This window comes from Streptococcus sp. Marseille-Q6504, from assembly GCF_965111625.1.
In genome coordinates this window covers 343,414-366,179 of the sequence record NZ_CBCOON010000001.1, presented here as the reverse complement: position 1 = coordinate 366,179, position 22,766 = coordinate 343,414, and the positions used below count along the sequence as shown (strand labels likewise).

Sequence of the window (22,766 nt, the reverse complement as noted above, 5' to 3'; positions counted from 1 at the left end):
AAAATGGCTAATCTTCGATTAGCTCAATATCTGCTCCAAGGTTACGTAATTTTTCAATAATATTTGAGTAGCCTCTTAAAATGAACTCTACACTAGTAATTTCTGTTCTACCTTCAGCCATTAATCCAGCAATAACCAAGGCAGCTCCTGCACGTAAGTCAGTCGCTCTTACACTTGCACCGTGTAAAGGATTGCCACCCTTGTAGAAAATATGGTCATTCGTTGTAGAAATATCTGCATTCATTTTGGCTAATTCGAAGACATGATTGACACGTTTTTCATAAATGGTATCAATCAGTGTTCCTCGTCCTTCAGCTTTCAACAAAAGAGGGGTAATCGGTTGTTGAAGGTCTGTAGCAAATCCTGGATATGGAGCAGTCTTGATATTAACAGCTTTTAGATTTTTCTGCTCTTCAACAAAGATACTATCTTCAGAAACAGTCATATGAACACCCATTTCTTCAAGTTTTGCAATAAAACCTTCTAAGTGTTCATAAAGTACATTGTTAATACGAATTCCTTGTCCCACAGCAGCAGCCATTGCAATATAGGTCCCTGCTTCAATACGGTCAGGAATTACCTGATGGCGTGTACCGTGTAGAGATTCAACACCATCGATAGTAATCATATCTGTACCTGCACCACGAATATGAGCTCCCATATTATTTAACAATGTAGCTACATCAATGATTTCAGGCTCTCTAGCCGCGTTTTCAATGACTGTACGTCCTTGGGCTTTTACCGCTGCAAGCATTGTGTTAATGGTTGCTCCGACACTAACAGTATCCATATAAATATGAGCGCCTTGTAATCTAGAGCCGTTTGTTGAGAGATTCATATTGTCTCCCTCATAGGTTGTCTTAGCACCCATTGCTTCGAAGGCTTTTAAATGCAAGTCAATCGGACGAGGTCCCAAGTCACATCCACCAGGTAAACCTACTGTTGCTTCACCGAAACGTCCAAGAAGACTACCGTAGAAATAATAGGATGCACGAAGACTGTTGATTTTACCATATGGCATTGGTTTATTTTGAACACCACGAGGATCAATCTCTAAAACATCATCATAGCGCTTTACACTAGCACCCATAATTTCCATGATATCAACCAAACTAGCAACGTCAGAGATGTCTGGAACACAGTCCAAAATAACTACATCATCTGACAAAATAATAGCTGGAATTAGAGCTACTACACTATTTTTCGCTCCGCTAATGGTTATCTCACCCTTTAATGGGCGCCCACCGTTAATGACAATTTTTTTCATTATTTTTTATATACTCTTTCACTATTTATTCATAAGGTCTCACCCTATATTATACCATATTTCTTTCTTATTATCTATCATAATAAATCAAATAAGTTCCTTAAGAGTTTATTGATTCAGAATAGTTTCTGAAGTAAACATAAAAAATAACTGATACTAAAATTGTTCAAGAAAAAAAGCTTTCCAAAAATCTTGGAAAGCCTTTTTTAATGCTTATTTAGCGATTGGGTAAACAGAAACTTGTTTCTTATCGCGACCTTTACGTTCGAAACGTACTACGCCTTCAACTTTAGCGAACAAAGTATCGTCTCCACCACGTCCAACGTTTACACCTGGATAGATGTGTGTACCACGTTGACGGTAAAGGATTGATCCACCAGTTACAGTTTGTCCGTCAGCTGCTTTAGCTCCAAGACGTTTAGCTTGTGAATCGCGTCCGTTTGATGTAGAACCTCCACCTTTTTTGTGGGCGAAAAGTTGCAAGTTGTTAAGAGTCATTTTTAACATAATGTTTTCCTCCGTGTTAGTTTTCTGTGATAACTCTGGTTTGGACGAACTCAGAAGAGTCCTCCGATAAGTTTGCCATACCTAAGAAAAATGATTCAAAGAATAATTGTGTCATTTCTCTCTGGTGAGAAGGAAGATCTTTTGGAATTTCAACCATCAGATAGCCACCTTCATCTTCGTTTAATTCTAAGATTGGTTCATAGCCTGCAAATTTCTCAATGGAATTGATAAAGTTTATGGCAAGCGTAGAAACCGATGCACACACGACATCTAGGCCGTATTCGCCACTCTCGGCGTGTCCAGTAATCTCCGCACTCCTCAGCTCGCCATCTTCGGCTCTCTCAAAGACTGCTTGTATCATGTGTTCTCCTTAAAATTAAGCGTTGATTGCGTTGATGACAACTTTAGTGTATGGTTGACGGTGACCTTGTTTACGGTGGCTACCTTTTTTAGGTTTGTACTTGTAAGTAACAACTTTCTTTTGTTTTCCTTGTTTTTCAACAGTTCCAACTACAGTAGCTCCAGCAACAAGTGGAGTTCCGACAACAGTGTTTTCACCACCAACAAGAACAACTTCGTTAAAAGTAACTTCTTGACCAGCTTCAACGTTCAATTTTTCAACGTAAACTGCTTGACCAACTTCAACTTTAACTTGTTTTCCGCCAGTTTTGATAATTGCGTATGTGCTCATTATGCACCTCCTATGATTTTTTGGGGTTTCCCCGAATTTTTGTGAAGACTCGCCTAGCATCGTGGGACGAACCACTTAAAAGAAGAGCTCTTAGTATAACAAAGAATAAACTAGGAATTGAGCCGAAGACATAACTTATGTTAGGCAAGGCGATAATGACGAAGTTTAAATTTGTTATACGACGAGCAACGATGTTCGTGCGGTTGCACAGGATCGTGCATAGTCAACTCTACAAGTATAGCATGATTCCAAATTTTTGACAAGTATTTTCACTCAAAATTCAGCCTTTTATTAGACTTTTTTCGCAAAGAAGATAAAACCATACTTAGATAAAAAATACTCATCATGATAGGGACACCTAAAATCGTTTTTTCGTTGAAGATAATCGTTAAGTAAGCTGAAAATACTACTCCTAGAATAAAGCTAATCAGTAGACTTACAAAAATCAATCCTTCCATCAAAAAGGCTGTATGCTTGGTCCGAACATATTCGCCAAAAGCCAACATGGTGCGTTTAATATTTCCCGTCATAAAGGCATTGTTATAGGCAATCCCTGAAACCTCTCCGAAAGCCGTTGTTACCAGTCCCATACAAAAAGCCAGAGGAGGAACAATAAACATGTTATCTACACTCAATGGAATAAATCCAATTATCAATGATAAAATGGCCAATGGTATAAGTGATATAATGGGTTTTTTAACAATGCGAAGTTTTTCCTTGTAAATCGTAAGCAAAAAAACGCCTAACATGAAAGATAACAGTGTCAATATCTTTATTTCAGCATCAGCCAAATTTCTCTGAACGATTCCGACTGATAAAAATACCACATTCCCCGTTTGCCCAGCGACTAAGGTATTCCCTCTTACAATAAAGGTATAGGCATCTACATAGCCTGCACAAAAAGTCAAAAAAAGCGCCAATCTTTTTGAATGACGAGAAATTTTTCTCATAGGTAATAATCTCATACTAATCTCCTAAATATACTGTGACTATTGTACCATTTTTTCTAGAAATTTCGAAGTATCAAAGCAAAAGAATTATCTCAAGGTAACGAGTTGACTCTTTCTATGTTATAATGAAATCAACCATTACTTGTGGAAAAGGAGTAACTATGCTAAAACTTGGTATCATAGGAACTAGTTCAATCAGCCATCATTTTCTAGAGGCTGCCCATACTAGCGGAAAATTTCAACTGGGTGCAGTTTATTCAAGAAAAATAGAAACCGCAAAAAAGTTTGTTGAACAGTATCAGGGCGTTAAGCTATTTGATCAGCTAAATGATTTCTTTAATGATTCATTCGATGTGGTATACATTGCTAGTCCGAATTCCCTGCATTTTAGTCAAGCAAAGATGGCTTTATCTGCTGGAAAACATGTTATCCTTGAAAAACCAGCTGTCACTCAACCACAAGAATGGCAGGATTTAGTTCAAACAGCTAAAGATAATAAATGTTTTATCTTTGAAGCAGCAAGAAACTACCACGAAGATGCTTTTGCCACAATCAAAGACTTTCTTGCAAACAAACAAATTCTGGGTGCGGATTTTAACTACGCTAAATACTCTTCTAAGATGCCTAACCTACTTGCTGGCAATACTCCTAATGTTTTCTCAGACCGTTTTGCAGGTGGTGCACTTATGGATCTTGGTATTTATACTCTATACGCAGCAATCCGCTTATTTGGAAAACCGACTCATGCAACCTATCAAGCTCAGAAACTAGATAATAGCATTGATTTAAATGGGGATGGTATTCTCTCATATCCTAACTATCAAGTACATATCAAAGCAGGAAAGAATATCACTTCTAATCTTCCTTGTGAGATTTATACTACTGATGGAACCTTGACACTTAATACAATCGAGCATGTCCAATCAGCTATTTTTACAGACCATCAAGGAAATGATGTTCAACTTCCTATCCAGCAGGCTCCTCACACCATGACTGAGGAAGTTGCTGCTTTTGCGAACATGATCAAGCAAGCAGACCTGACTCTTTACCAATCTTGGATTGATGATGCGACACACGTCCACAACCTACTTTACACCATGCGCCAGAATGCTGGCATTAGATTTGAGGCAGAAAAATGAAAACCAAACTACCTATCGAATGGCAAGAGTTGATTGATCAACTGGGATTCCAAGAATTTACTCCCATTCAAATTCAACTTTTTGAACCGATAACAGATGGTGAAAACCTACTTGGAGTCAGTCCAACTGGTACAGGGAAGACTTTAGCCTATCTCCTACCTAGTCTTCTCAAACTGCAAAAGAAAAAAGCCCAACAATTATTGATTTTAGCACCTAATACTGAGCTTGCTGGACAAATTTTTGAAGTCACTAAAACCTGGGGTGAGGCTATCGGATTGACAGCTCAGCTATTTCTATCCGGTTCGAGCCAGAAACGCCAAATTGAAAGACTAAAAAAAGGACCAGAAATTCTGATTGGAACACCTGGTCGTATCTTTGAACTGGTCAAATTGAAAAAAATCAAGATGATGAACGTGGAAACAATCATTCTTGATGAATTCGACCAGTTGCTAGATGATTCTCAAATCCACTTTGTAGAAAGGATTACCAACTATGCACCTCGTGACCATCAACTTATTTACATGAGTGCCACTACCAAATTTGACCAAGATAAGATTGCACCTAACACGCGCATCATTGATCTATCAGACCAAAAGTTAGACAATATTCAACATTTCTACATGCAAGTAGACCAACGTCACAGAGTAGATATGCTTCGTAAACTGGCACAGGTTGAAGATTTCCGTGGTCTTGTCTTCTTTAATAGCTTGTCTGACCTTGGAAGCGCCGAGGAAAAATTACAATATCGTGATGTTTTAGCAGTTTCGCTAGCTAGCGATGTCAACATTAAATTTAGAAAAGTTATTCTAGAAAAATTCAAAGATAATCAACTGACACTACTTCTTGCCACAGACCTTCTCGCTCGTGGTATCGACATTGATAGCCTGGAATGCGTGATTAACTTTGACGTCCCTAGAGACAAGGAAACTTACACTCACCGTGCGGGTCGTACAGGACGCATGGGTAAAGAAGGCTATGTTATCACTCTTGTCACCCATCCAGAAGAGCTTAAAAAACTGAAGAAATTTGCAAGTGTACGTGAAATCGTCTTGAAAAATCAAGAGCTCTATATTAAATAAGGTTGGCCTGAGCCAACCTTATTTGATATTTAGAAATTTACTTTTTTATTCTATAAACTTTATATTGGATTTATTATGAACTTTTTTCTATATTTATTGAGTGAAGCGAGTATTTTACCTGACTTTTCGCAGTAATAAAAACACCAGAAAAGTCATTCGGGTGTTCGGAAACTTTGAGACATAAGGCTCAAAGTTTAGGTATGGAATTTCGTGGATTGCTGAAATCATCCACTGGATAATTTCACCTACCGTCCGTTATTACTAAAGAAAAGTCAAAAATATTTATCATAAATAAGGTTGGCTCACGCCAACCTTATTCTTATCCCCAAGTAATTTCTAAACTGTAGTTGGCAAATGGAACTCCTTCTTTGTTTTGTAGTTGGTAGCCTAGTTCAATTTTCTCTTCACCTACTTCATAGTGGCTTGTTTGAATGATAAACTCCTGCATGCCTATAGGTGTCGGAATATAGGCTAAACTATCAGTATCCTTGAGAAAACGCATGATGGTCTTGGGATTTGAGAAACGTGTCATGACCAGTTCCTCCCCATTAAATTTCAAAACTACTTTTTCTTGGTCTTCATTGAAAAAAAGGAGATAGGAAAAATCGCCCTTTTCCCGTAATTCAACATCATAAAGTTGGTCGATTACTTCCAATTGTTCATCGAACTTGATGGTATTTCTCATTCTTATCTTCACAACTATTCCTCTTTCTTCTCACTTATCCCTACTATTTTACCAAAAAGGCAAGGAATTTGCTATAATGGTCTTATGAATGAAAAAGTATTTCGTGACCCAGTTCACAACTATATCCACGTTAATAATCAAGTCATTTATGACCTGATCAATACCAAAGAATTTCAGCGGCTCCGTCGCATCAAACAGCTTGGGACATCTAGCTATACATTCCATGGTGGAGAGCATAGTCGTTTTTCTCACTGTTTGGGTGTCTACGAAATTGCTAGGCAAATCACGGAGATTTTTGAGGAGAAATATCCTGAGGAATGGGATTCTAATGAGTCTTTACTAACCATGACTGCGGCTCTTCTACATGATCTCGGACATGGTGCCTACTCTCATACTTTTGAAAATCTCTTTGACACGGACCATGAGGCAATTACCCAGGAAATTATCCAAAGCCCTGATACAGAGATTCATCAGGTTCTTTTGCAGGTAGCACCGGACTTTCCAAAAAAAGTAGCCAGCGTTATCGATCACACTTATCCAAACAAACAAGTGGTTCAGCTCATTTCGAGTCAGATTGATGCAGACCGTATGGACTATCTCCTTCGCGACTCCTACTTCACCGGTGCTTTTTATGGCCAGTTTGATCTGACACGTATTCTTCGTGTCATTCGTCCTGTTGAAAATGGCATCGCCTTTCAGCGTAATGGGATGCATGCCATCGAGGATTATGTACTCAGTCGTTACCAGATGTACATGCAGGTTTATTTCCACCCAGCCACACGCGCCATGGAAGTCCTTCTGCAAAATCTTCTCAAACGTGCTAAGGAGCTCTATCCTGAAAATAAGGACTTCTTTGCCCTTACATCCCCACATCTACTACCATTTTTTGAGAAAAACGTTAGCTTGTCTGACTATCTTGCACTTGACGACGGGGTTATGAATACCTATTTCCAACTCTGGATGACTAGTACAGATAAAATTCTAGCCGACCTTTCCCAACGTTTTATCAATCGTAAGGTCTTTAAATCTATTACTTTTTCTCAGGAAGACCAAGACCAGCTTGAAATCATGCGAAATTTCGTAGAAGAAATTGGTTTTGACCCCAACTACTACACAGCTATTCATAAGAATTTTGACCTTCCTTACGATATTTATCGACCAGAGTCTGAAAATCCAAGAACTCAAATCGAGATTGTTCAAAAAAATGGTGAACTGGCAGAACTTTCTAGCTTATCTCCTATAGTTCAGTCTCTTGCAGGGAGCCGTCACGGTGACAACCGCTTCTACTTCCCTAAAGAAATGCTTAAGCAAAACAGTATTTTCACGAATATCATTCAACAATTTTCACATTTGATTGAGAATGATCATTTCACTCCAGACAAGAAATAACAGAGGAAATTTATGAGTATAAAACTAATCGCCGTCGATATTGATGGTACCCTGGTTAATAGCAAAAAAGAAATTACTCCAGAAGTTTTTGCAGCTATCCAAGATGCCAAAGCAGCTGGAGTCAAGGTGGTCATTGCAACAGGACGCCCCATTGCTGGAGTTGCCAAACTCCTTGACGACTTGCAGTTGAGAGACGAAGAGGACTATGTTGTGACCTTCAACGGTGCCCTTGTCCAAGAAACCGCTAATGGTCATGAGATTATCAGTGAATCCTTGACTTACGAGGACTATCTGGATATGGAATTTCTCAGCCGTAAACTGGGAGTCCATATGCATGCTATTACCAAGGACGGCATCTACACTGCCAATCGCAATATCGGAAAATACACCGTACACGAATCAACTCTCGTCAGCATGCCAATTTTTTACCGTACACCTGAAGAGATGGCTGATAAAGAAATCGTCAAATGTATGTTTATCGACGAACCTGAGATTCTCGATGCTGCTATTGAAAAGATTCCAGCAGAATTTTACGAGCGCTACTCTATCAACAAATCTGCTCCATTTTACCTAGAACTCCTTAAAAAGGATGTAGACAAGGGATCTGCTATCACTCACCTAGCTGAGAAACTTGGACTAAGCAAGGATGAAACTATGGCGATCGGGGATGAAGAAAATGACCGTGCTATGCTCGAAGTCGTTGGTAACCCCGTTGTTATGGAAAACGGAAACCCCGAACTCAAAAAAATCGCCAAATACATCACTAAAACAAATGATGAATCAGGCGTTGCCCATGCGATTCGAACTTGGGTCTTGTAAAATAATCAGAATATAGAAAAAGCACCTCAGAAGTTAGAGATAAAAAACTAACTTCTGGGGGTGTTTTAATTACAGATTACTCTTCCTCATCAAACATAAGCGCATCCAGTTCTTCTCTTTCAGCTGCAATCTCTTCATAGGTCGTAATAATATTATTTAATATTTCTAATGTGATGACACCAGTCGAATCATTCATTGTAACCATGGTTCCAATGCTACTTAAGTCATGAATAAGGGCTCTTACTTTTTTTAATTCGTCCAAATCTAGAATATCCACTTCCATAACTGTATCATGATTTTTTATTCTTGATTGGATTAGAGAAAGAGACAAGGATGAATAGTTTCTTAACAACTTATAGGTCATTGACTTGTCGCCTATAGTATCAATACAAATGGCTAACATCGTTTCTACTCCTTATAGATAGCTAATTTTCTTACATTCTACTATACCTAGATTCGTCACTCTTACTCTTCTGATTCCCTTTTTATTTTTGGGATTTTCTTATTATCCAGTTCAGGAATGCCCTTGTTCTCAATCTTGGGAAGGTTCTTTAGTTCATCGGCAGTAGGTACCTTCTGGTATACCTTAGCAGGCCTATAGAGTAAAGCAAACGATAAGAACAAGGCAATAACGCTCCCAACGGCTGCTATGTTCCGTTTACTCGCTTCTGTCGAAGGAACCCTAGCTCCGCTTGTACTAAGGTCCTTTCATTCAGCATGCTCTGTTTCAATCGCTTTTTTTTCTTCCCAAAGTGGAACGAGTAAAAAATGGTTAAATGGCACAACTGTAGCCATTGCTGTTGCTCCTAGTGGGATAAATCTATTGAGATTTATGATAAGCATAATGCTTAGAATAGAAAATAATACGAATAGAGCTATTACTAAAACTAGTCGAATTTTATATTCTTTTTTTAGTCGAAGGTATTCTTCTTGGGACATCTGACATATTACCTCTTTTCTCTAAACTCTATACAGCTAAAAAGCATTAGTACAGTGACTCCTACTGTAAATCTTTGATAAACTCCACAACTTGACGATTCTCAATCTTCACATAATATCCACCACTATTATTAACAAGTTTATTCCCCTCATATTTATCAATCTTTACAGCATAAAGACCGCTTGGAAGGGGTTGATTGTTAAAAAATTCTTTCATTTGCGATTCAAGATCTTCAAGATAGGCATCATATAACTGATCCTTCTTGTCTTCTGGAGTGTAGTATCCAAATTGAAATTCTGGTATAAAAATATCTTTTTGGAAAAGATATTGAGCATCCATAGGATACATCCCTTGTAATGCTTGTCCATTTCTTTGATTTTCCTCTAAGATTTCATCATAAAGGTGGATATTACCAGATTTACTATTAAATTGAAAATCAATCCCTTCGTACTTCAAAGCAGTCATTTTAGGATCTGTTATTGAAGTATCCAATGTTTTTAAAAATTCGCTGGTGCCTGGACTAATCTCAATTCCTAAATAAGCTAATTCTGGAAAAACTTGATAAATTTTTTTGTTTTGTTTATAATCTACTTCCGCATCAGTCTTTCTATACGTTTCTTTTTCCGAAGGACGAGTATAGTATTTAAAACGAGAATTAACCTGATAGATTTTACCATCTATATTTTCAGTGTAAGTACCATGGATTACAAATCCTCCTACACTTGTATAGTTTTTTTCGTATTTTTCTAACTCAAACTGACCTTTAAGACCGTAGTTCTCATAAGAGCGATGTACTACTTGCTCAAGTTCATTCCGACTTGCATGGGCAAATAGACCCCACATATCCATCATTGCAAGAATAGGACTAAGTATTATGAATATTGCAAATAGTATAACTATGGATAAACAGCCAATTAATAAACCTTTTTTCATGTTTTTCTCCTGAACATTCTATGTCCATTATAACACACCATGGATATCTTATGAATGGTTCAAAATTTGGTCAAAGAAAAAACACTGGTTACCCAGTGTTTTTGTGGCTAGTTTTGCTCCCTGCAGGAATATAAATATCAGTCCTAAAACCCTATTCTAATAGGCTTTTGAATACTTTTGGTCAATTTTTGGTCAAAAATTTCGCTAACTTTTTATCCAACTCACTCCGGCAATTCCACCTTCAAGCTCATATCCGAAAGTACAGCGAATCACTTCCTTTAGTCAAACATATAACTGAACAACATTGTTTATCTTCCTGCACTTTCATATTTTTTCAATCCTTTTCTAAAAATTGTACGACTGATAATAATCAAAAAAACTGTAAAAACTATTTGATAGAAAAATAGGTTCAATGTATCTTTCCCTAAAAATATTAATACTGCAGGATTGGCAATTAATAAATTGGGAACAAATAACATAGTGATCAATCTGTTAATACCTGTAAAAATATTATATGGATACTTAGAAATTCCAATATAATTCAAAAATACATCTACTTTTGAAAATTTAGTTGGGAACCAAAATGAACTAATCGTTATTAGAAACCAAATTGAATAATATATAATACAACCACACATTAAAGAAAGGATATAAAATAATATTTTTAATGAATTTAAATGTACATTTAAATTTCCATAACTTATAAAAATGATCGCAAGACCAAAAAAAGTATTCACGAATTGAACTAAATTAAATGATCTAAAAATATAGAACAACTGAGTATCAAACGGCCTCAATAAAATTTGATCCAAGTTACCACTCAAAATATCTGATTCTAAAATTCCCATACTTCTAATTAACAATCCCATCATAACTCCATCTACAATAGTGTAGGAACCTACCAAAAATAAAATTTGATAATAGTCCCAACCATTAAAAGAGTCTATGTTTAAGAAAATCAATCTAAAAAACACAATAGGTAAACCAATCCACAGTATCGACGAAAATAGACCACAAAAGAAGTCAAAATGAAAATTCATATCAGATTTAAAACCAAAATGAAGTAGCCTAAAAATTACTTTTATTCTAAACATTTTATCCTCCCACATTTGAGAAGTGCTCCACTCCTTTTCTCAATATGAATCTTGATATAATATAAAAAATGATGCACCAAATCAATTGAATACAAATAATTCTCAAATAGTCTATTAATTTATATGTATCATTACTAAACATCTGAAGCGGTTCATATACTAAGTATTTAAAAGGTAATACATCTAAAAACAGACGAAAATTATTTGAAAAAAAACTTAAAGGCAATAATATTCCTGATAAAAACTGAATTACTATTTCTTTAACAGTAAGGACAAAAAATATATTTTCTAACCAAAAAGAAAGCATACCTACACAACATGATATTAAAAACCATAGAACCATAGATAGAATAATTGCAATACTTCCTAAAATAAGAATTTCAATGGTTAATAACTCATTCTTGTAATAAACACTGGAGAATAAAATAACAGGAATGATGATAAATAATAAATGAGCAAGCCTATCTCCAAGCATTTTACAAAAATAATACTTATAAAAAGTAACAGGTTTTATTAATATGCTAAAAAAATTTCCTGAATGAACATCGTCATTGATTTCCCAATCAACTGGATAAAAAACAAAATATGAAAAAATTATAGTCCCCAAATAGTATTGAACCATTGAGGTAAAATCATATCCTGCTATATTTATCTGGTTACTCTGATATATATACGTCCATAAAAATACTGATATCATAATTTGTATACTTGCCTGTAACATTAACAATAGTACACTTGATTTATAGTTCAAAATAGATCGAAATGATATCAGAATAATAGACATTTCTTTTTTCAATTGTGCTCCTTTTTTGTAAAATAGTTTTGTAAAATAATTTCTTCTAAAGAAAGATTTGATATTTCAAAATCTTCTATATCTACAAGCTTATTGATTGATTCTAATGTCTCAAAGACAAAATCTCTAGGTATTTTTAGTATACATTCCGATTTTGTTTGAGAAATGACTACTACTCCTTTAACAGAGCATAACTCTGGTACCAAATCTAATGTCATTTTTATCTTTAAATATTTAAAATCAGAAAATTTAGATAAAATAACATCCATTGACTCCTGCAAAATAATTTTTCCTTTGTCAATGACGATTAATTCGTCACAAACAGACGAAATATCATCCATATCATGACTCGTTAAAATAATAGTAGTATGACATTCTTCATTCATTTTCTTTAAAAATGTTCTGATATCTTTTTTAGACTGTATATCTAACCCTATAGTAGGCTCGTCTAAAAATAATATTTCCGGACTTGTTAAAGATGCCGCGATAAACTCCATTTTCATTTTTTGTCCAAGAGAGAGGGTCCGGACCTGCTGGTAAAGCTGATCTTTTACATTCAACAAATTGCTTAATTCCTGAATTCGTTCTTGTAAAATCGCCGGTTCTACCTCATATAAAGTACCAATCAATTGAAAATAATCCATAGCCGAAACATCTTGAAATAACTGTAATTTATTTCCTACTACTATTGAAATTTTTTTTCTAAAATTTATACTTCTTTTAAATGGAATTTCTCCATTCACTTCTAATTTTCCGGAACTAGGATAAAGAGTCCCAGTCAACATTTTAATCGTTGTGGATTTACCAGCTCCATTACTCCCAATAAAGCCAACTATACTCCCTCTCTTAATCGTAAAACTAATATCTTGAACAGCTCGAATCGTTATTTGATTACGTTTCAAAAATCTCTTGATAAATGGGAGTCTTGAATCAAAATTATAAAAATTTTTAGATAAATTCTGAGCATTAATAACTATTTCACTCATATATCTCTCCTTTCGATAAAATATATTTACTTGCACTTTTTTCATACTTTACCAAAATGCTAAAGATTGAGCTAAAATCTTCGGGATGGGTAAAATAATAGATGTTAAATATATGTCTTCGTGTACTTCTGTTATTAAATCAATAATCCTCTGACTACTCTTAGAAGATATCAAAAATTCCGACCACAACGTTTCTTATTGATTTTATAACGGTTATAGTAATCATACATTTAAAGATTCAAATTCCATAATCCATTCCTTGCTATTCATAAATTACCTCCATTTTTTATAGTCAGTCTAATATCTACAATTTTCTATATAATATTATTGTATCATTATTTTATATATTCGTATATAAATAAGACAATATTCCTCATAACTAATTTACATTAAACAGAGATAAATCAGTCAAAAATTAATTATTTAACTAACATAGCGAGCATAAATAACTTATACCTATAAAGACTTACTCCTATGATCTACTTAACCTCATAATCATCAAAATCAAAACAAATATTTAGTCAAATTTTGGTCACACTTTGGTCAAAAATTCCAAAAATACTAAGTTATTTTAGACAGACAATTCAAATTTTTATACATATTAAATACAAAATAAAATAGACCAGCTTCCTGATCTACTTTATTCTATATTCATAAAAATCAAAACAAATTTTTGGTCAAATTTTGGTCAACGTTTGGTCAAAAAAAACAAAATATACTATACTATTTTAAAAAACTAAATTGTGATGATTGCCTATAAATAAAGACTTTGAATATTCTTTATGTTTCTTTACGCTTCTTAAAATGCCCCCTGCAGGAATCGAACCTGCAACTACTCCTTAGGAGGGAGTTGTTATATCCATTGAACTAAGGGAGCTAGAGAAAAACCCTGCCTTGCAGCAGAGTTTTGTTCATCGAATTAACGACGGATTTCTTTGATACGAGCTGCCTTACCTTGAAGAGCACGCAAGTAGTACAATTTCGCACGACGTACTTTACCGTAACGAACAACTTCGATCTTTTCAACACGAGGAGTGTGGATTGGGAAGATACGTTCAACACCTACACCGTTAGAGATTTTACGAACTGTGTAGTTTTCTGAGATGCCAGCACCTTTACGTGCAATAACAACACCTTCAAAGATCTGAACACGTTCACGGTTTCCTTCGACAACTTTCGCGTGTACACGAACAGTGTCACCAGGACGGAATGAAGGGATATCTGTACGAAGTTGACCTTCAGTCAAGCTTTGGATTAATGGATTCATTTTATTCTCCTATCTTTGTCAATCTTGAGGAAACTTCCTCAGCGGATAAACTGTATTTTTGTGCGTCCATTACACACAAGATACAGTTTATCAAATTTCCTAGAAAAAGTAAAGAAATTTAAAGCAAAATTCCCAAAAAAATTGCAAGAAAACCAAGCAAGTAGGTTAATAATAAATAACTATAAAATGCCTTCTTGTCACTTAGCAGTTTTTGTAGTTCATCGTTCAAGGTTGAGAAAGTAGTCAAACCACCACAAAAACCAGTTGCAAGAATAAGATAGACTTCTTTTGACTCCACATGGTTATAGCATAATCCAATCAAAAAACAACCTAGAAGATTAGCTATGAGTGTTCCTAGTGGAAGCACTGACCCTTGATTATAACGGGAAAAGAAATAACGAACAAGAGCACCCAGTCCACAAGCAAGCGCTAGATAAAATACTACCATTTCTTCCTCCCTAGACAATAAGCTAATAAAAGTCCACCGCCGATGCTCAAAAGCAAATAGGTCACTAAACTAAGGTACCGCCCTGTATCCAGTAATTTCACAGCATCTAATAGGAGACTAGAAAATGTCGTTAAGCCACCACAGAATCCTGTTCCAAGTGCTAGAATAGTGCCTTTACTACTTCCCTTATAAACCAGATAACCTTTTACAAGGTAGATAAGGCAAAAAATTCCTAAATAGTTGACTACTAGTGTTCCCCAAGGGAAGTCTGGACTAGATGGCAACCATATCGAAATCTGAAAACGCACAATTCCTCCCAGCATACCAGCTAGAAAGATTCCTAGAGGGTAAAATTTTTCTTTTTTCATTTGATCGTTTTATCCTGATAATCTCGTGAACGTTTGAGAATGTCTGAAAAAGTTACAACAATCGTTTCTTCGTACTTTTTATTGCTGACGCGATTTCTGACTTTTTCAAAGATAGCTTCTTCTCTTTTAGTATCTAGAATTGGTTTTCCTGTAGACTTTTTATAAGCAACTACACCCTCAACTAGATGCATTCTTTCTTCTAAAAGTTGGACGATTTGGTCATCGATTTTGTCAATTTCTTGTCTAATAATATCTAAGTCCATAGTGTCTCCTTTTTATTTGAATTATTGTACCAAAAAAGCACTAAATAGGCTAGTAATATCCTAATCCTGGTTAATAAAAACTGCACTGACTTACCCAATCAGTGCAACATTATATTATCCAACTTTGGTAGCTAATTCTTCTGCGAATTGCTCCAAGCGTTCAATATCTTCTTCTTCGGCAGATAGGTCTACTTTGACGCACTCTGAACCCTTTTCAGCTCCTGTCGCTACAAATACTCGGTCAAAGTCATCAACTGCTTTACAGAATTCATCGTAGAAAGTATCACCAGATCCGACTACACCATAGATTTTACCGCTCAAGTTGAGGTCTGCTAGATCTTCGTAGAAGTCCATCATCTCATCTGGTAATTCTCCATCTCCGTAGGTATAGGTTGCGACAATGGCAATGTCTGCTTCTAAAAAGTCAGAAGCGTCAACGGTTGTACACTCATCAACATCCACTTCTAAACCACATTCTCTTAATTTATCTGCTACAATATCAGCGATTTCTTCAGTATTACCGGTCATACTGGCAAATACAATTTTTGCTAATGCCATAAGGTCCTCCTCAATTAATCTTTCTCCATTATATCACATCTTTTTCATTTTAAAAATAAAAACTCTTGTGCTAAAATGAAATGAGAAAGAATTGAGGTTCATTATGGAAATTTGTCACCAAATTTTAGAAAAAATTAAAGAATATGATACTATTATCATTCACCGTCATATGAAACCAGACCCTGACGCTCTGGGGAGTCAGGTAGGTTTAAAAGACTTGCTTGAGCATCATTTTCCAGAAAAAACGATAAAAGTAGTTGGTTTTAATGAACCAACCTTAACTTGGCTTGCTAAAATGGATCAGGTAGAGGACACAGACTATCAAGGTGCACTGGCCATTATCTGTGATACAGCAAACACAGCACGTATTGATGATAAACGTTATCTTAATGCTGAGACAATTATCAAAATTGACCACCATCCAAATGACGAAGTCTACGGCGATCTTGTTTGGGTAGACACGAACTCTAGTAGTGCGAGTGAGATGATTGCTCTTTTTGCTGAAGCAACTAACTTAGAATTATCCGACTACGCTGCCAAAATGCTCTGCGCTGGAATTATTGGTGATACTGGCCGTTTTCTCTACCCTTCTACTTCTGCACGTACACTTCGTATCGCAAGTCAACTCAGAGAACATAACTTTGACTATGCTGAATTAACACGTAAAATGGATACTATGAGCTTTAAGATTGCCAAACTCCAGGGTTATGTTTATGACCACTTAGAAGTTGATGAAAATGGTGCTGCACGTGTTATTCTCACCCAAGAAATCTTGAGGAAATACGACGTTACTGATGCGGAAACAGCAGCCATCGTTGGAGCTCCGGGCCGTATTGATACTGTTAGCCTTTGGGGAATCTTTGTGGAGCAAGCAGATGGTCACTACCGCGTACGTCTTCGCAGTAAATTTGTCCCAATCAATGAAGTTGCAAAAGAACATGATGGCGGTGGCCATCCTCTTGCTAGTGGAGCTAATTCATATAGTTTAGAAGAGAATGAGCTCATCTACCAAAAATTAAAAAACTTGCTGAAAAATAGATAAAAAGCTTGCCAAACTTTTCAGAATCTGATAGACTAGTATGGTAACAATCTATGGCTCGCAAAGAGACCATGGCAGAAAGGAAATATTGCAAAATGAAAAAAGATATCCATCCAGAATATCGCCCAGTTGTCTTCATGGACACAACTACTGGTTACAAATTCCTTAGCGGTTCAACAAAACGCTCTAGCGAAACTGTTGAGTTCGAAGGCGAAACTTACCCATTGATCCGTGTGGAAATTTCATCAGACTCACACCCATTCTACACTGGACGTCAAAAGTTCACTCAAGCAGATGGACGCGTGGATCGTTTCAACAAAAAATACGGTCTCAAATAATCAACCGCATCACTTGTATACGGTTAAACGAAAACAACTTCGATTCGGAGTTGTTTTTTTTGTTTCTTTTATTTTTTCAAGCTTTAATTTTTTTTATAGCTTATAATAGTCCCAATTCTTATTTCTACTTCTACTTTCGTAACAAGTCCTCCATTAAACAAAAAAACCTACTAACCAAGCTTGACGCTTGATTAATAGGTTTTTTATAAAATCATTATTTAACTGCTTCTTTAAGAGCTTTACCAGCTTTGAATGCTGGAACTTTAGAAGCTTTGATTTTGATTTCTTTACCAGTTTGTGGGTTGCGACCTTTACGAGCTGCACGTTTACGAACTTCGAAGTTACCAAAACCGATCAATTGAACTTTTTCACCAGCTGAAAGGAATTCAGTTACAGCTGCGAATACAGCGTCAACTGCTGCTGCTGAATCTTTCTTAGTCAATTCTGTAGCTTCTGCTACTTTAGCGATCAAATCTTGTTTGTTTGCCATGTTAATGAATCCTCCAAAATTATTTCTAATTAACACTTATAATCATAACCTAAAATTGCTTTTAGGTCAAGTCAAAAACACCTTTTATCTCAATTTTTCTTCATTTTTTTAGGAATTATAGCGAATTAAGATCGCCCAGGCGTTTTCTCCGGTGTGAGTTTGGATAATTGAGCCTGTTTCTAGAACTGAAATTGGTTTTTCAACGTAAGGTTGTAGAACAGCTTTCATCTCGTTTGCAAATTCATTTGTACCTGCATAAGAAATACCAATCTCAGCTACTGAACGATTTGAAAGAGTGGCTACTAACTCATCCAACCATTTCTTAAAGGTTTTTGAACCACGTCCTTTGACAATCGGTTGAAGCTCATTGTCTTTCATTTGCATAACTACTCGAATATTCAGTAAAGAGCTTAGCAAACCAGTAACACGGCCAATGCGACCACCTTTTACAAGATTTTCTAAAGTTGAAACACCGATGTAGAGTTCAGTGTGATTTTTTACGTCCTCTACATGGGTTAGAATAGTTTCAAGGTCTTTTCCTTCTTGAGCTAGTTTAGCAGCTTCCACAACTTGGAACTTCAAGGCCTGATCTGTGAATGAACTATCCAAAACAGTGACATCTGCTGTTGATAAACTTGCACCTTGACGAGCCGCTTCAACAGTTCCTGATAAAGCATGGGACATGTGAATAGCTAGAATCTGACTACCATCCTTACCCAAATCATCAAAAATTTCTGCAAAGAGTCCCACTGGTGGTTGACTAGTCTTAGGAAGATTTTTACTAGCTTGCATCAAGCGAAGAAATTCTCCTTCTTCAAGATCTGCATCTGAATAAAGGACACTATCAATCATTACAGATAGTGGAACAACAGTAATATCAAATTCTTTAACCACTTCCGGTTCAATAGTAACCGAAGAATCCGTTACAATTTTTACTTTTGTCATTTTGCTAATCTTTCTATTTTTACTTTGTTGATTATTCAACTTATAACTATAACAATTATATCAAAAAAATACTAAAAGTTCATACTCAATCCACCTAAATTTAAAGCAATTTATACTTCTTTTTAATAAAAAAAGAAAATCACCTATGCTTGGTGATTATCTTTTGTATTTAAGATAAATAATCATACAAATCTTGCATTTGTAAATCATCGGGTACTAATTGTAGATAGGATTGAATGTAGTCTTTTGCTTCTTCTAGCTTACCTAACTCTCTTAACAAATAAATAAACTGTTCCAAAAACTCTGGATTATCCTTGAGTTCAGTAGCAAGTTCCTTATAGAGATCATATGCTGCATCTAATTCTTCAGTTTCTTGATAGCTTCGAGCAATCATCCATTTAGTCAAGAGATTTTCAGGTTCATAGACTGCTAAAGCTAGAATATCTTCGTATCTTTCTTGTTCTTGGTAGATGGTAGCTAAGCGTAGCAAAATTTCTTCCTGGTCATCAGCATTTTCTTGTGCTTGAATCAGATAAGCTTCTGCTTGCTCAGGTTGATGCAACTCATAAGATAGCTGAGATGCAAGGAGTAAGAGTCGAGTTTCAAAAGGATTTTTTGACAAGCCCTGCTGAGCTATTTTAAGAGCCTCTTCTGTCTGATGCTCTTTATGAAGGGCTTGACTATAACCATATTCATAACCCTCAAAATCTGGGGAAATAGTGTCTAGTTGTTTAAAGTATAGTACGGCTTTCTGGTAGTCCTCTTGGTCAAAATAGAGACTTGCAAGCTCAAAGGCTGTTTGGTCATCATATTCTAACTCTAAGGCTTTTTCTAAAAATTCTATTGCAGATTCAAACTTACCTAAACGTGCATAAGCAAGACCAATTCTCTGATAGGTCGAAATTCCAGTTTGATCGTAGATAGCACGATTATCTAGTTGAGCATAGCCCTTAATGGCTTCTAAATCGTTTCCTAGCTCACTATCTAGTTCAGCTAGTCCAAATATCAGGAGAGGGTCATCAGAGTAGCTACGAGCTTCTAGAAGCTTCTCACGCGCAACATCTGTCAATCCTTCCATCTGATATAAATCTGCTTTTAAGGCAAGAGCTGATACGTACCATTCACTTTCCGGACCAATATTCTCTAAATAATCAAAAGCCTCCTCAATCAATCCATCCTCACCAGCTATTGCAGCTAGATTGATGTAGACTTCTGGAAATTTCGGTGCTAGTTTCTCATAGATTTGTGCTGCCTGTGGATAGAAACCAATCCCTTCGAGATATGCAGCAAGTTCAAGAAGAACTTCATCTGAATCTTCCTCTAGGGCTTTTTGGAAAAAAGATTCTGCTTTTGATAAATCTTGTTGCTCCAAGGCTTCGAGCATTTGTTGACTATTGTTCACCTTCAGTCTCCTCTACTGGTTCATAAAGTCCACTAACTCCTTTATACCAATCAAATATTGCTGAGATGACTACTTTTGCGGAAGCGTAGATTGGAATACCTAGCAATACACCCCAAATACCAAACATGGATCCTGAAGTCAACAGTACAAAAAGAATGGTAATTGGGTGAATATTTAATTGACTACCCAAAATCAGTGGAGAAACAAAACGTCCTTCAATAGTTTGCTCTACAATGAAAACGATAATAACTTTTAAGAGCATAACAGGACCAGCAATCAAACCCAAAACAAGGGCTGGAATCATTGCAAGAAAACTACCTAGATAAGGAACTAAATTGAGAAAACCGGCTGTAATACCTAAAGTAACAGCATAACGAAGTCCTATAATCTTGAATAAGATAATAAACATGATAGCTACGATTACAGCGACCGTAATTTGTCCTCTAACATAATTGGAAAGTTGTTGATTGACTTCTGAAAGAACCTTACCAACTGGTTCTCTCAATTTATTTGGTAAGAATTGAGTAATATAGTCTCTAAGTCCTTTTCCATCTCGAAGGAGATAAAAGAGCATAAATGGCATGATGATCAGAGCGACAATGACCTGTGACGTTCCACTGATAAGAGCACTCACCCAGTTAACAGCCTTAGAAGAAATATTACTTGCCCAAGCAGTTGCTTGTGTTGAAAAATTAGCTAAAACTTGCTCCAGTTGTGGTCTAAAGTCATCTGGCAAACGCTTGGTTACAAGGTCATTAATGACTCTATCAGCATCTTCGAGATAACTTGGGACATTTTGCGCAAAAATTACTACTTGACGTTGAAGGTTTGGAATTGCAACGGCTAGTCCAATAATCAAGAGTATGGCAATAATGATAAAGATAATACTAATGGCTAAGACACGGTTGATCTTGTACTTCTCCATCAGATCTACTAGTGGATTTAAGAGGTAAAAAAGTAGACCCGATAAAATAACCGGCAACATCACTACTGATAAAAAGTCTATAACTGGGAAAAATAAAAAGCTAATTTTACTGAGAATAAAAATATTGAGACCTAATAACAAGGTCACCAAGAAAACAGTGGTCGCTTTATTGTCTAAAAACCATTTAAAAAACCAAGATAAGGTAAAGTGTTTCTCTTTTTGTTCCATTTTTTCTTCCTTTCCTTTGTCCTAACATTATACCATGTTTTAAGAAAAATAAGGGTTTTTTATAGTCATTTAGCAAGGGATAAATTTGTCTTCTTGACAAGGGAAGAGCTGTTTTTTCTGACTTAGATTTTTCATCAAGCAGGCCTTTTTATGTTATAATTGAATTATCTTTTTCTAGAGGTATGAATATGAAAGAAATAGTATATTTTGGAACCTATACACGACGTATTTCTCAAGGGATTTACAAGGCTGATTTTGATACTGAGACTGGCAAACTCTCAAATCTAGAACTATTTGCAACCGAGCCAAGTCCAACCTACCTAGCCTTTGATCAGCATCAGCATCTCTATACTGTCGGAAGCCATGATGACAAAGGTGGAATCGCAGCATACAAAACTGATGGTGCCCTCCTGAATCACGTCGTTGAAGAAGGTGCTCCTCACTGCTATGTTGCAGTCGATGAGACACGGAGTCTAGTTTATGGCGCTAACTATCATAAAGGTCAAGTTCTAGTCTATAAACGTAAAGAAGATGGCTGTCTTGAATTGGCAGACAAAGTTCAACATACTGGCCATGGTCCACATGAAAACCAATCTTCTCCCCACGTACACTACACCGATTTAACACCAGACCAATATTTGGTAACTTGTGACTTGGGTACTGACGAAGTCACTACCTATGATGTCAATCTAGAAGGAAAGTTGACGAAACTAGCAACTTATAATTGTAATCCTGGCGCTGGTGCTCGTCACCTTGTTTTCCACCACCACTACAAGATTGCTTATCTCATCTGTGAACTCAATAGTACGATTGAAGTATTGATTTACGATGGTGTTGGAGAATTTGAACAAATGCAGGTCATTTCAACCTTACCAGATGACTATAGTGGTTTTAATGGTACTGCGGCTATTCGTCTTTCTAAAGATGGCAAATTCCTCTACGCTTCTAATCGAGGCCATGATTCTATCGCTGTTTATAGCATTTTAGCAGATGGAAGCTTGGAATTATTAGAGATTGTTCCAACCAATGGAAAAAATCCACGTGATTTTGATTTGTCGCCTGACCAAGAATTCCTTATCGCTGTTCACCAGGATTCTGATAATGCGACTGTCTTTAAGCGCAATCCTGAAACTGGTAGACTGGCAGAACTCTCTAATGAATTTCAGGTTCCTGAAGCAGTCTGCATAAGTTTCACTTAATAAGAAATAATAAAAAATGAACTT

General features: G+C 36.1%; 28 protein-coding genes and 1 tRNA gene. 7 read left to right on the top strand and 22 right to left on the bottom strand.

Features of this window, described 5'->3' with window-relative positions:
• Positions 1–7: 7 nt before the first annotated feature.
• From ACWPUA_RS01855 to ACWPUA_RS01835, 5 genes are all read right to left on the bottom strand, one after another.
• Positions 8–1,267, bottom strand: a complete 1,260-nt coding sequence (locus ACWPUA_RS01855) for a UDP-N-acetylglucosamine 1-carboxyvinyltransferase (protein WP_254724113.1) — start codon at positions 1,265–1,267, stop codon at positions 8–10.
• Between the two features lie 213 nt (positions 1,268–1,480).
• The gene (gene rpmA / locus ACWPUA_RS01850; RefSeq protein ID WP_000916509.1) at positions 1,481–1,774 is read right to left on the bottom strand and encodes a 50S ribosomal protein L27; all 294 of its coding nucleotides are present in this window, start codon (positions 1,772–1,774) and stop codon (positions 1,481–1,483) included.
• Between the two features lie 16 nt (positions 1,775–1,790).
• A complete protein-coding gene (locus ACWPUA_RS01845) occupies positions 1,791–2,135 on the bottom strand; it encodes a ribosomal-processing cysteine protease Prp (RefSeq protein ID WP_000613698.1) in 345 nt (114 codons plus the stop codon).
• Between the two features lie 15 nt (positions 2,136–2,150).
• Positions 2,151–2,465, bottom strand: a complete 315-nt coding sequence (gene rplU, locus ACWPUA_RS01840) for a 50S ribosomal protein L21 (RefSeq protein WP_000109141.1) — start codon at positions 2,463–2,465, stop codon at positions 2,151–2,153.
• A gap of 269 nt (positions 2,466–2,734) precedes the next feature.
• On the bottom strand, positions 2,735–3,430 hold the full coding sequence (locus ACWPUA_RS01835; RefSeq protein WP_454378775.1) for a YoaK family protein: 696 nt from the start codon (positions 3,428–3,430) through the stop codon (positions 2,735–2,737).
• A 146-nt stretch (positions 3,431–3,576) separates the two neighbouring features.
• Here ACWPUA_RS01835 and ACWPUA_RS01830 point away from each other — a divergent pair, with 146 nt between their 5' ends.
• Positions 3,577–4,554 carry a Gfo/Idh/MocA family protein gene (locus tag ACWPUA_RS01830; protein ID WP_454378773.1) on the top strand — a complete coding sequence of 326 codons (978 nt, stop codon included), beginning with the start codon at positions 3,577–3,579 and terminating at the stop codon, positions 4,552–4,554.
• Positions 4,551–5,633 (top strand): DEAD/DEAH box helicase, encoded by a 1,083-nt coding sequence (locus ACWPUA_RS01825; protein ID WP_454378771.1) that lies wholly within the window; start codon positions 4,551–4,553, stop codon positions 5,631–5,633. The genes ACWPUA_RS01830 and ACWPUA_RS01825 overlap by 4 nt, the downstream gene beginning before the upstream one ends.
• A gap of 319 nt (positions 5,634–5,952) precedes the next feature.
• On the opposite strand, the gene ACWPUA_RS01820 is transcribed toward ACWPUA_RS01825, so the two are convergent.
• Entirely contained in the window at positions 5,953–6,330 is a 378-nt protein-coding gene (locus tag ACWPUA_RS01820; RefSeq protein WP_454378769.1) for a DUF1934 domain-containing protein, read from the bottom strand.
• Positions 6,331–6,402: 72 nt separating this feature from the next.
• Here ACWPUA_RS01820 and ACWPUA_RS01815 point away from each other — a divergent pair, with 72 nt between their 5' ends.
• Together ACWPUA_RS01815 and yidA are read left to right on the top strand one after the other, a co-directional pair.
• Positions 6,403–7,707: an HD domain-containing protein gene (locus ACWPUA_RS01815; protein WP_454378767.1), complete on the top strand. Its 1,305-nt coding sequence runs from the start codon at positions 6,403–6,405 to the stop codon at positions 7,705–7,707.
• A 12-nt stretch (positions 7,708–7,719) separates the two neighbouring features.
• Positions 7,720–8,526, top strand: a complete 807-nt coding sequence (gene yidA, locus ACWPUA_RS01810) for a sugar-phosphatase (protein ID WP_454378765.1) — start codon at positions 7,720–7,722, stop codon at positions 8,524–8,526.
• Positions 8,527–8,602: 76 nt separating this feature from the next.
• Here yidA and ACWPUA_RS01805 read toward each other — a convergent pair whose 3' ends face one another.
• The 12 genes from ACWPUA_RS01805 to ACWPUA_RS01750 all read right to left on the bottom strand — a co-directional run bounded on the left by ACWPUA_RS01805 (position 8,603) and on the right by ACWPUA_RS01750 (position 16,176).
• Positions 8,603–8,929, bottom strand: a complete 327-nt coding sequence (locus ACWPUA_RS01805; RefSeq protein ID WP_006145674.1) for a hypothetical protein — start codon at positions 8,927–8,929, stop codon at positions 8,603–8,605.
• Positions 8,930–9,234: 305 nt separating this feature from the next.
• Positions 9,235–9,465, bottom strand: coding sequence for a hypothetical protein (locus tag ACWPUA_RS01800; RefSeq protein ID WP_454378763.1), 231 nt, complete (start codon positions 9,463–9,465; stop codon positions 9,235–9,237).
• A gap of 61 nt (positions 9,466–9,526) precedes the next feature.
• Positions 9,527–10,399, bottom strand: a complete 873-nt coding sequence (locus ACWPUA_RS01795; RefSeq protein WP_454378761.1) for a hypothetical protein — start codon at positions 10,397–10,399, stop codon at positions 9,527–9,529.
• A 308-nt stretch (positions 10,400–10,707) separates the two neighbouring features.
• Positions 10,708–11,493, bottom strand: a complete 786-nt coding sequence (locus tag ACWPUA_RS01790) for an ABC transporter permease (RefSeq protein ID WP_003013947.1) — start codon at positions 11,491–11,493, stop codon at positions 10,708–10,710.
• Between the two features lies 1 nt (position 11,494).
• Entirely contained in the window at positions 11,495–12,289 is a 795-nt protein-coding gene (locus ACWPUA_RS01785; RefSeq protein WP_003013825.1) for an ABC transporter permease, read from the bottom strand.
• Positions 12,286–13,272: an ABC transporter ATP-binding protein gene (locus ACWPUA_RS01780; RefSeq protein WP_003010129.1), complete on the bottom strand. Its 987-nt coding sequence runs from the start codon at positions 13,270–13,272 to the stop codon at positions 12,286–12,288. Before ACWPUA_RS01780 ends, ACWPUA_RS01785 begins: the two co-directional genes overlap by 4 nt.
• A gap of 805 nt (positions 13,273–14,077) precedes the next feature.
• Positions 14,078–14,149, bottom strand: a tRNA-Arg gene (locus ACWPUA_RS01775).
• 42 nt (positions 14,150–14,191) lie between these two features.
• On the bottom strand, positions 14,192–14,539 hold the full coding sequence (rplS, locus tag ACWPUA_RS01770; protein ID WP_001068670.1) for a 50S ribosomal protein L19: 348 nt from the start codon (positions 14,537–14,539) through the stop codon (positions 14,192–14,194).
• Positions 14,540–14,657: 118 nt separating this feature from the next.
• Complete coding sequence (crcB, locus tag ACWPUA_RS01765; protein WP_320693413.1) at positions 14,658–14,987, bottom strand: fluoride efflux transporter CrcB; 330 nt, start codon at positions 14,985–14,987, stop codon at positions 14,658–14,660.
• Positions 14,981–15,355: a fluoride efflux transporter CrcB gene (gene crcB / locus ACWPUA_RS01760; protein WP_006152649.1), complete on the bottom strand. Its 375-nt coding sequence runs from the start codon at positions 15,353–15,355 to the stop codon at positions 14,981–14,983. The genes crcB (ACWPUA_RS01765) and crcB (ACWPUA_RS01760) overlap by 7 nt, the downstream gene beginning before the upstream one ends.
• Complete coding sequence (locus tag ACWPUA_RS01755) at positions 15,352–15,618, bottom strand: chorismate mutase (RefSeq protein ID WP_006154409.1); 267 nt, start codon at positions 15,616–15,618, stop codon at positions 15,352–15,354. The genes crcB (ACWPUA_RS01760) and ACWPUA_RS01755 overlap by 4 nt, the downstream gene beginning before the upstream one ends.
• Before the next feature lie 114 nt (positions 15,619–15,732).
• Positions 15,733–16,176 carry a flavodoxin gene (locus tag ACWPUA_RS01750; RefSeq protein WP_454378756.1) on the bottom strand — a complete coding sequence of 148 codons (444 nt, stop codon included), beginning with the start codon at positions 16,174–16,176 and terminating at the stop codon, positions 15,733–15,735.
• Positions 16,177–16,279: 103 nt separating this feature from the next.
• On the opposite strand from ACWPUA_RS01750, the gene ACWPUA_RS01745 reads away from it, so the two are divergent.
• Both ACWPUA_RS01745 and ACWPUA_RS01740 read left to right on the top strand, forming a co-directional pair.
• Positions 16,280–17,218, top strand: coding sequence for a DHH family phosphoesterase (locus ACWPUA_RS01745; RefSeq protein WP_454378754.1), 939 nt, complete (start codon positions 16,280–16,282; stop codon positions 17,216–17,218).
• Positions 17,219–17,310: 92 nt separating this feature from the next.
• Complete coding sequence (locus ACWPUA_RS01740) at positions 17,311–17,553, top strand: type B 50S ribosomal protein L31 (protein WP_004253349.1); 243 nt, start codon at positions 17,311–17,313, stop codon at positions 17,551–17,553.
• A 214-nt stretch (positions 17,554–17,767) separates the two neighbouring features.
• Here the strand turns inward: ACWPUA_RS01740 and ACWPUA_RS01735 are convergent, their stop codons facing one another.
• From ACWPUA_RS01735 to ACWPUA_RS01720, 4 genes are all read right to left on the bottom strand, one after another.
• A complete protein-coding gene (locus ACWPUA_RS01735; protein ID WP_004253345.1) occupies positions 17,768–18,043 on the bottom strand; it encodes an HU family DNA-binding protein in 276 nt (91 codons plus the stop codon).
• Positions 18,044–18,151: 108 nt separating this feature from the next.
• Positions 18,152–18,988: a DegV family protein gene (locus ACWPUA_RS01730; RefSeq protein WP_006152655.1), complete on the bottom strand. Its 837-nt coding sequence runs from the start codon at positions 18,986–18,988 to the stop codon at positions 18,152–18,154.
• 169 nt (positions 18,989–19,157) lie between these two features.
• Positions 19,158–20,390, bottom strand: coding sequence for a tetratricopeptide repeat protein (locus ACWPUA_RS01725; RefSeq protein WP_006152638.1), 1,233 nt, complete (start codon positions 20,388–20,390; stop codon positions 19,158–19,160).
• Positions 20,380–21,543, bottom strand: coding sequence for an AI-2E family transporter (locus ACWPUA_RS01720; protein ID WP_036757315.1), 1,164 nt, complete (start codon positions 21,541–21,543; stop codon positions 20,380–20,382). The genes ACWPUA_RS01725 and ACWPUA_RS01720 overlap by 11 nt, the downstream gene beginning before the upstream one ends.
• A gap of 188 nt (positions 21,544–21,731) precedes the next feature.
• On the opposite strand from ACWPUA_RS01720, the gene ACWPUA_RS01715 reads away from it, so the two are divergent.
• Positions 21,732–22,742 (top strand): lactonase family protein, encoded by a 1,011-nt coding sequence (locus ACWPUA_RS01715; protein ID WP_414277026.1) that lies wholly within the window; start codon positions 21,732–21,734, stop codon positions 22,740–22,742.
• The last annotated feature ends 24 nt before the right edge of the window (positions 22,743–22,766 follow it).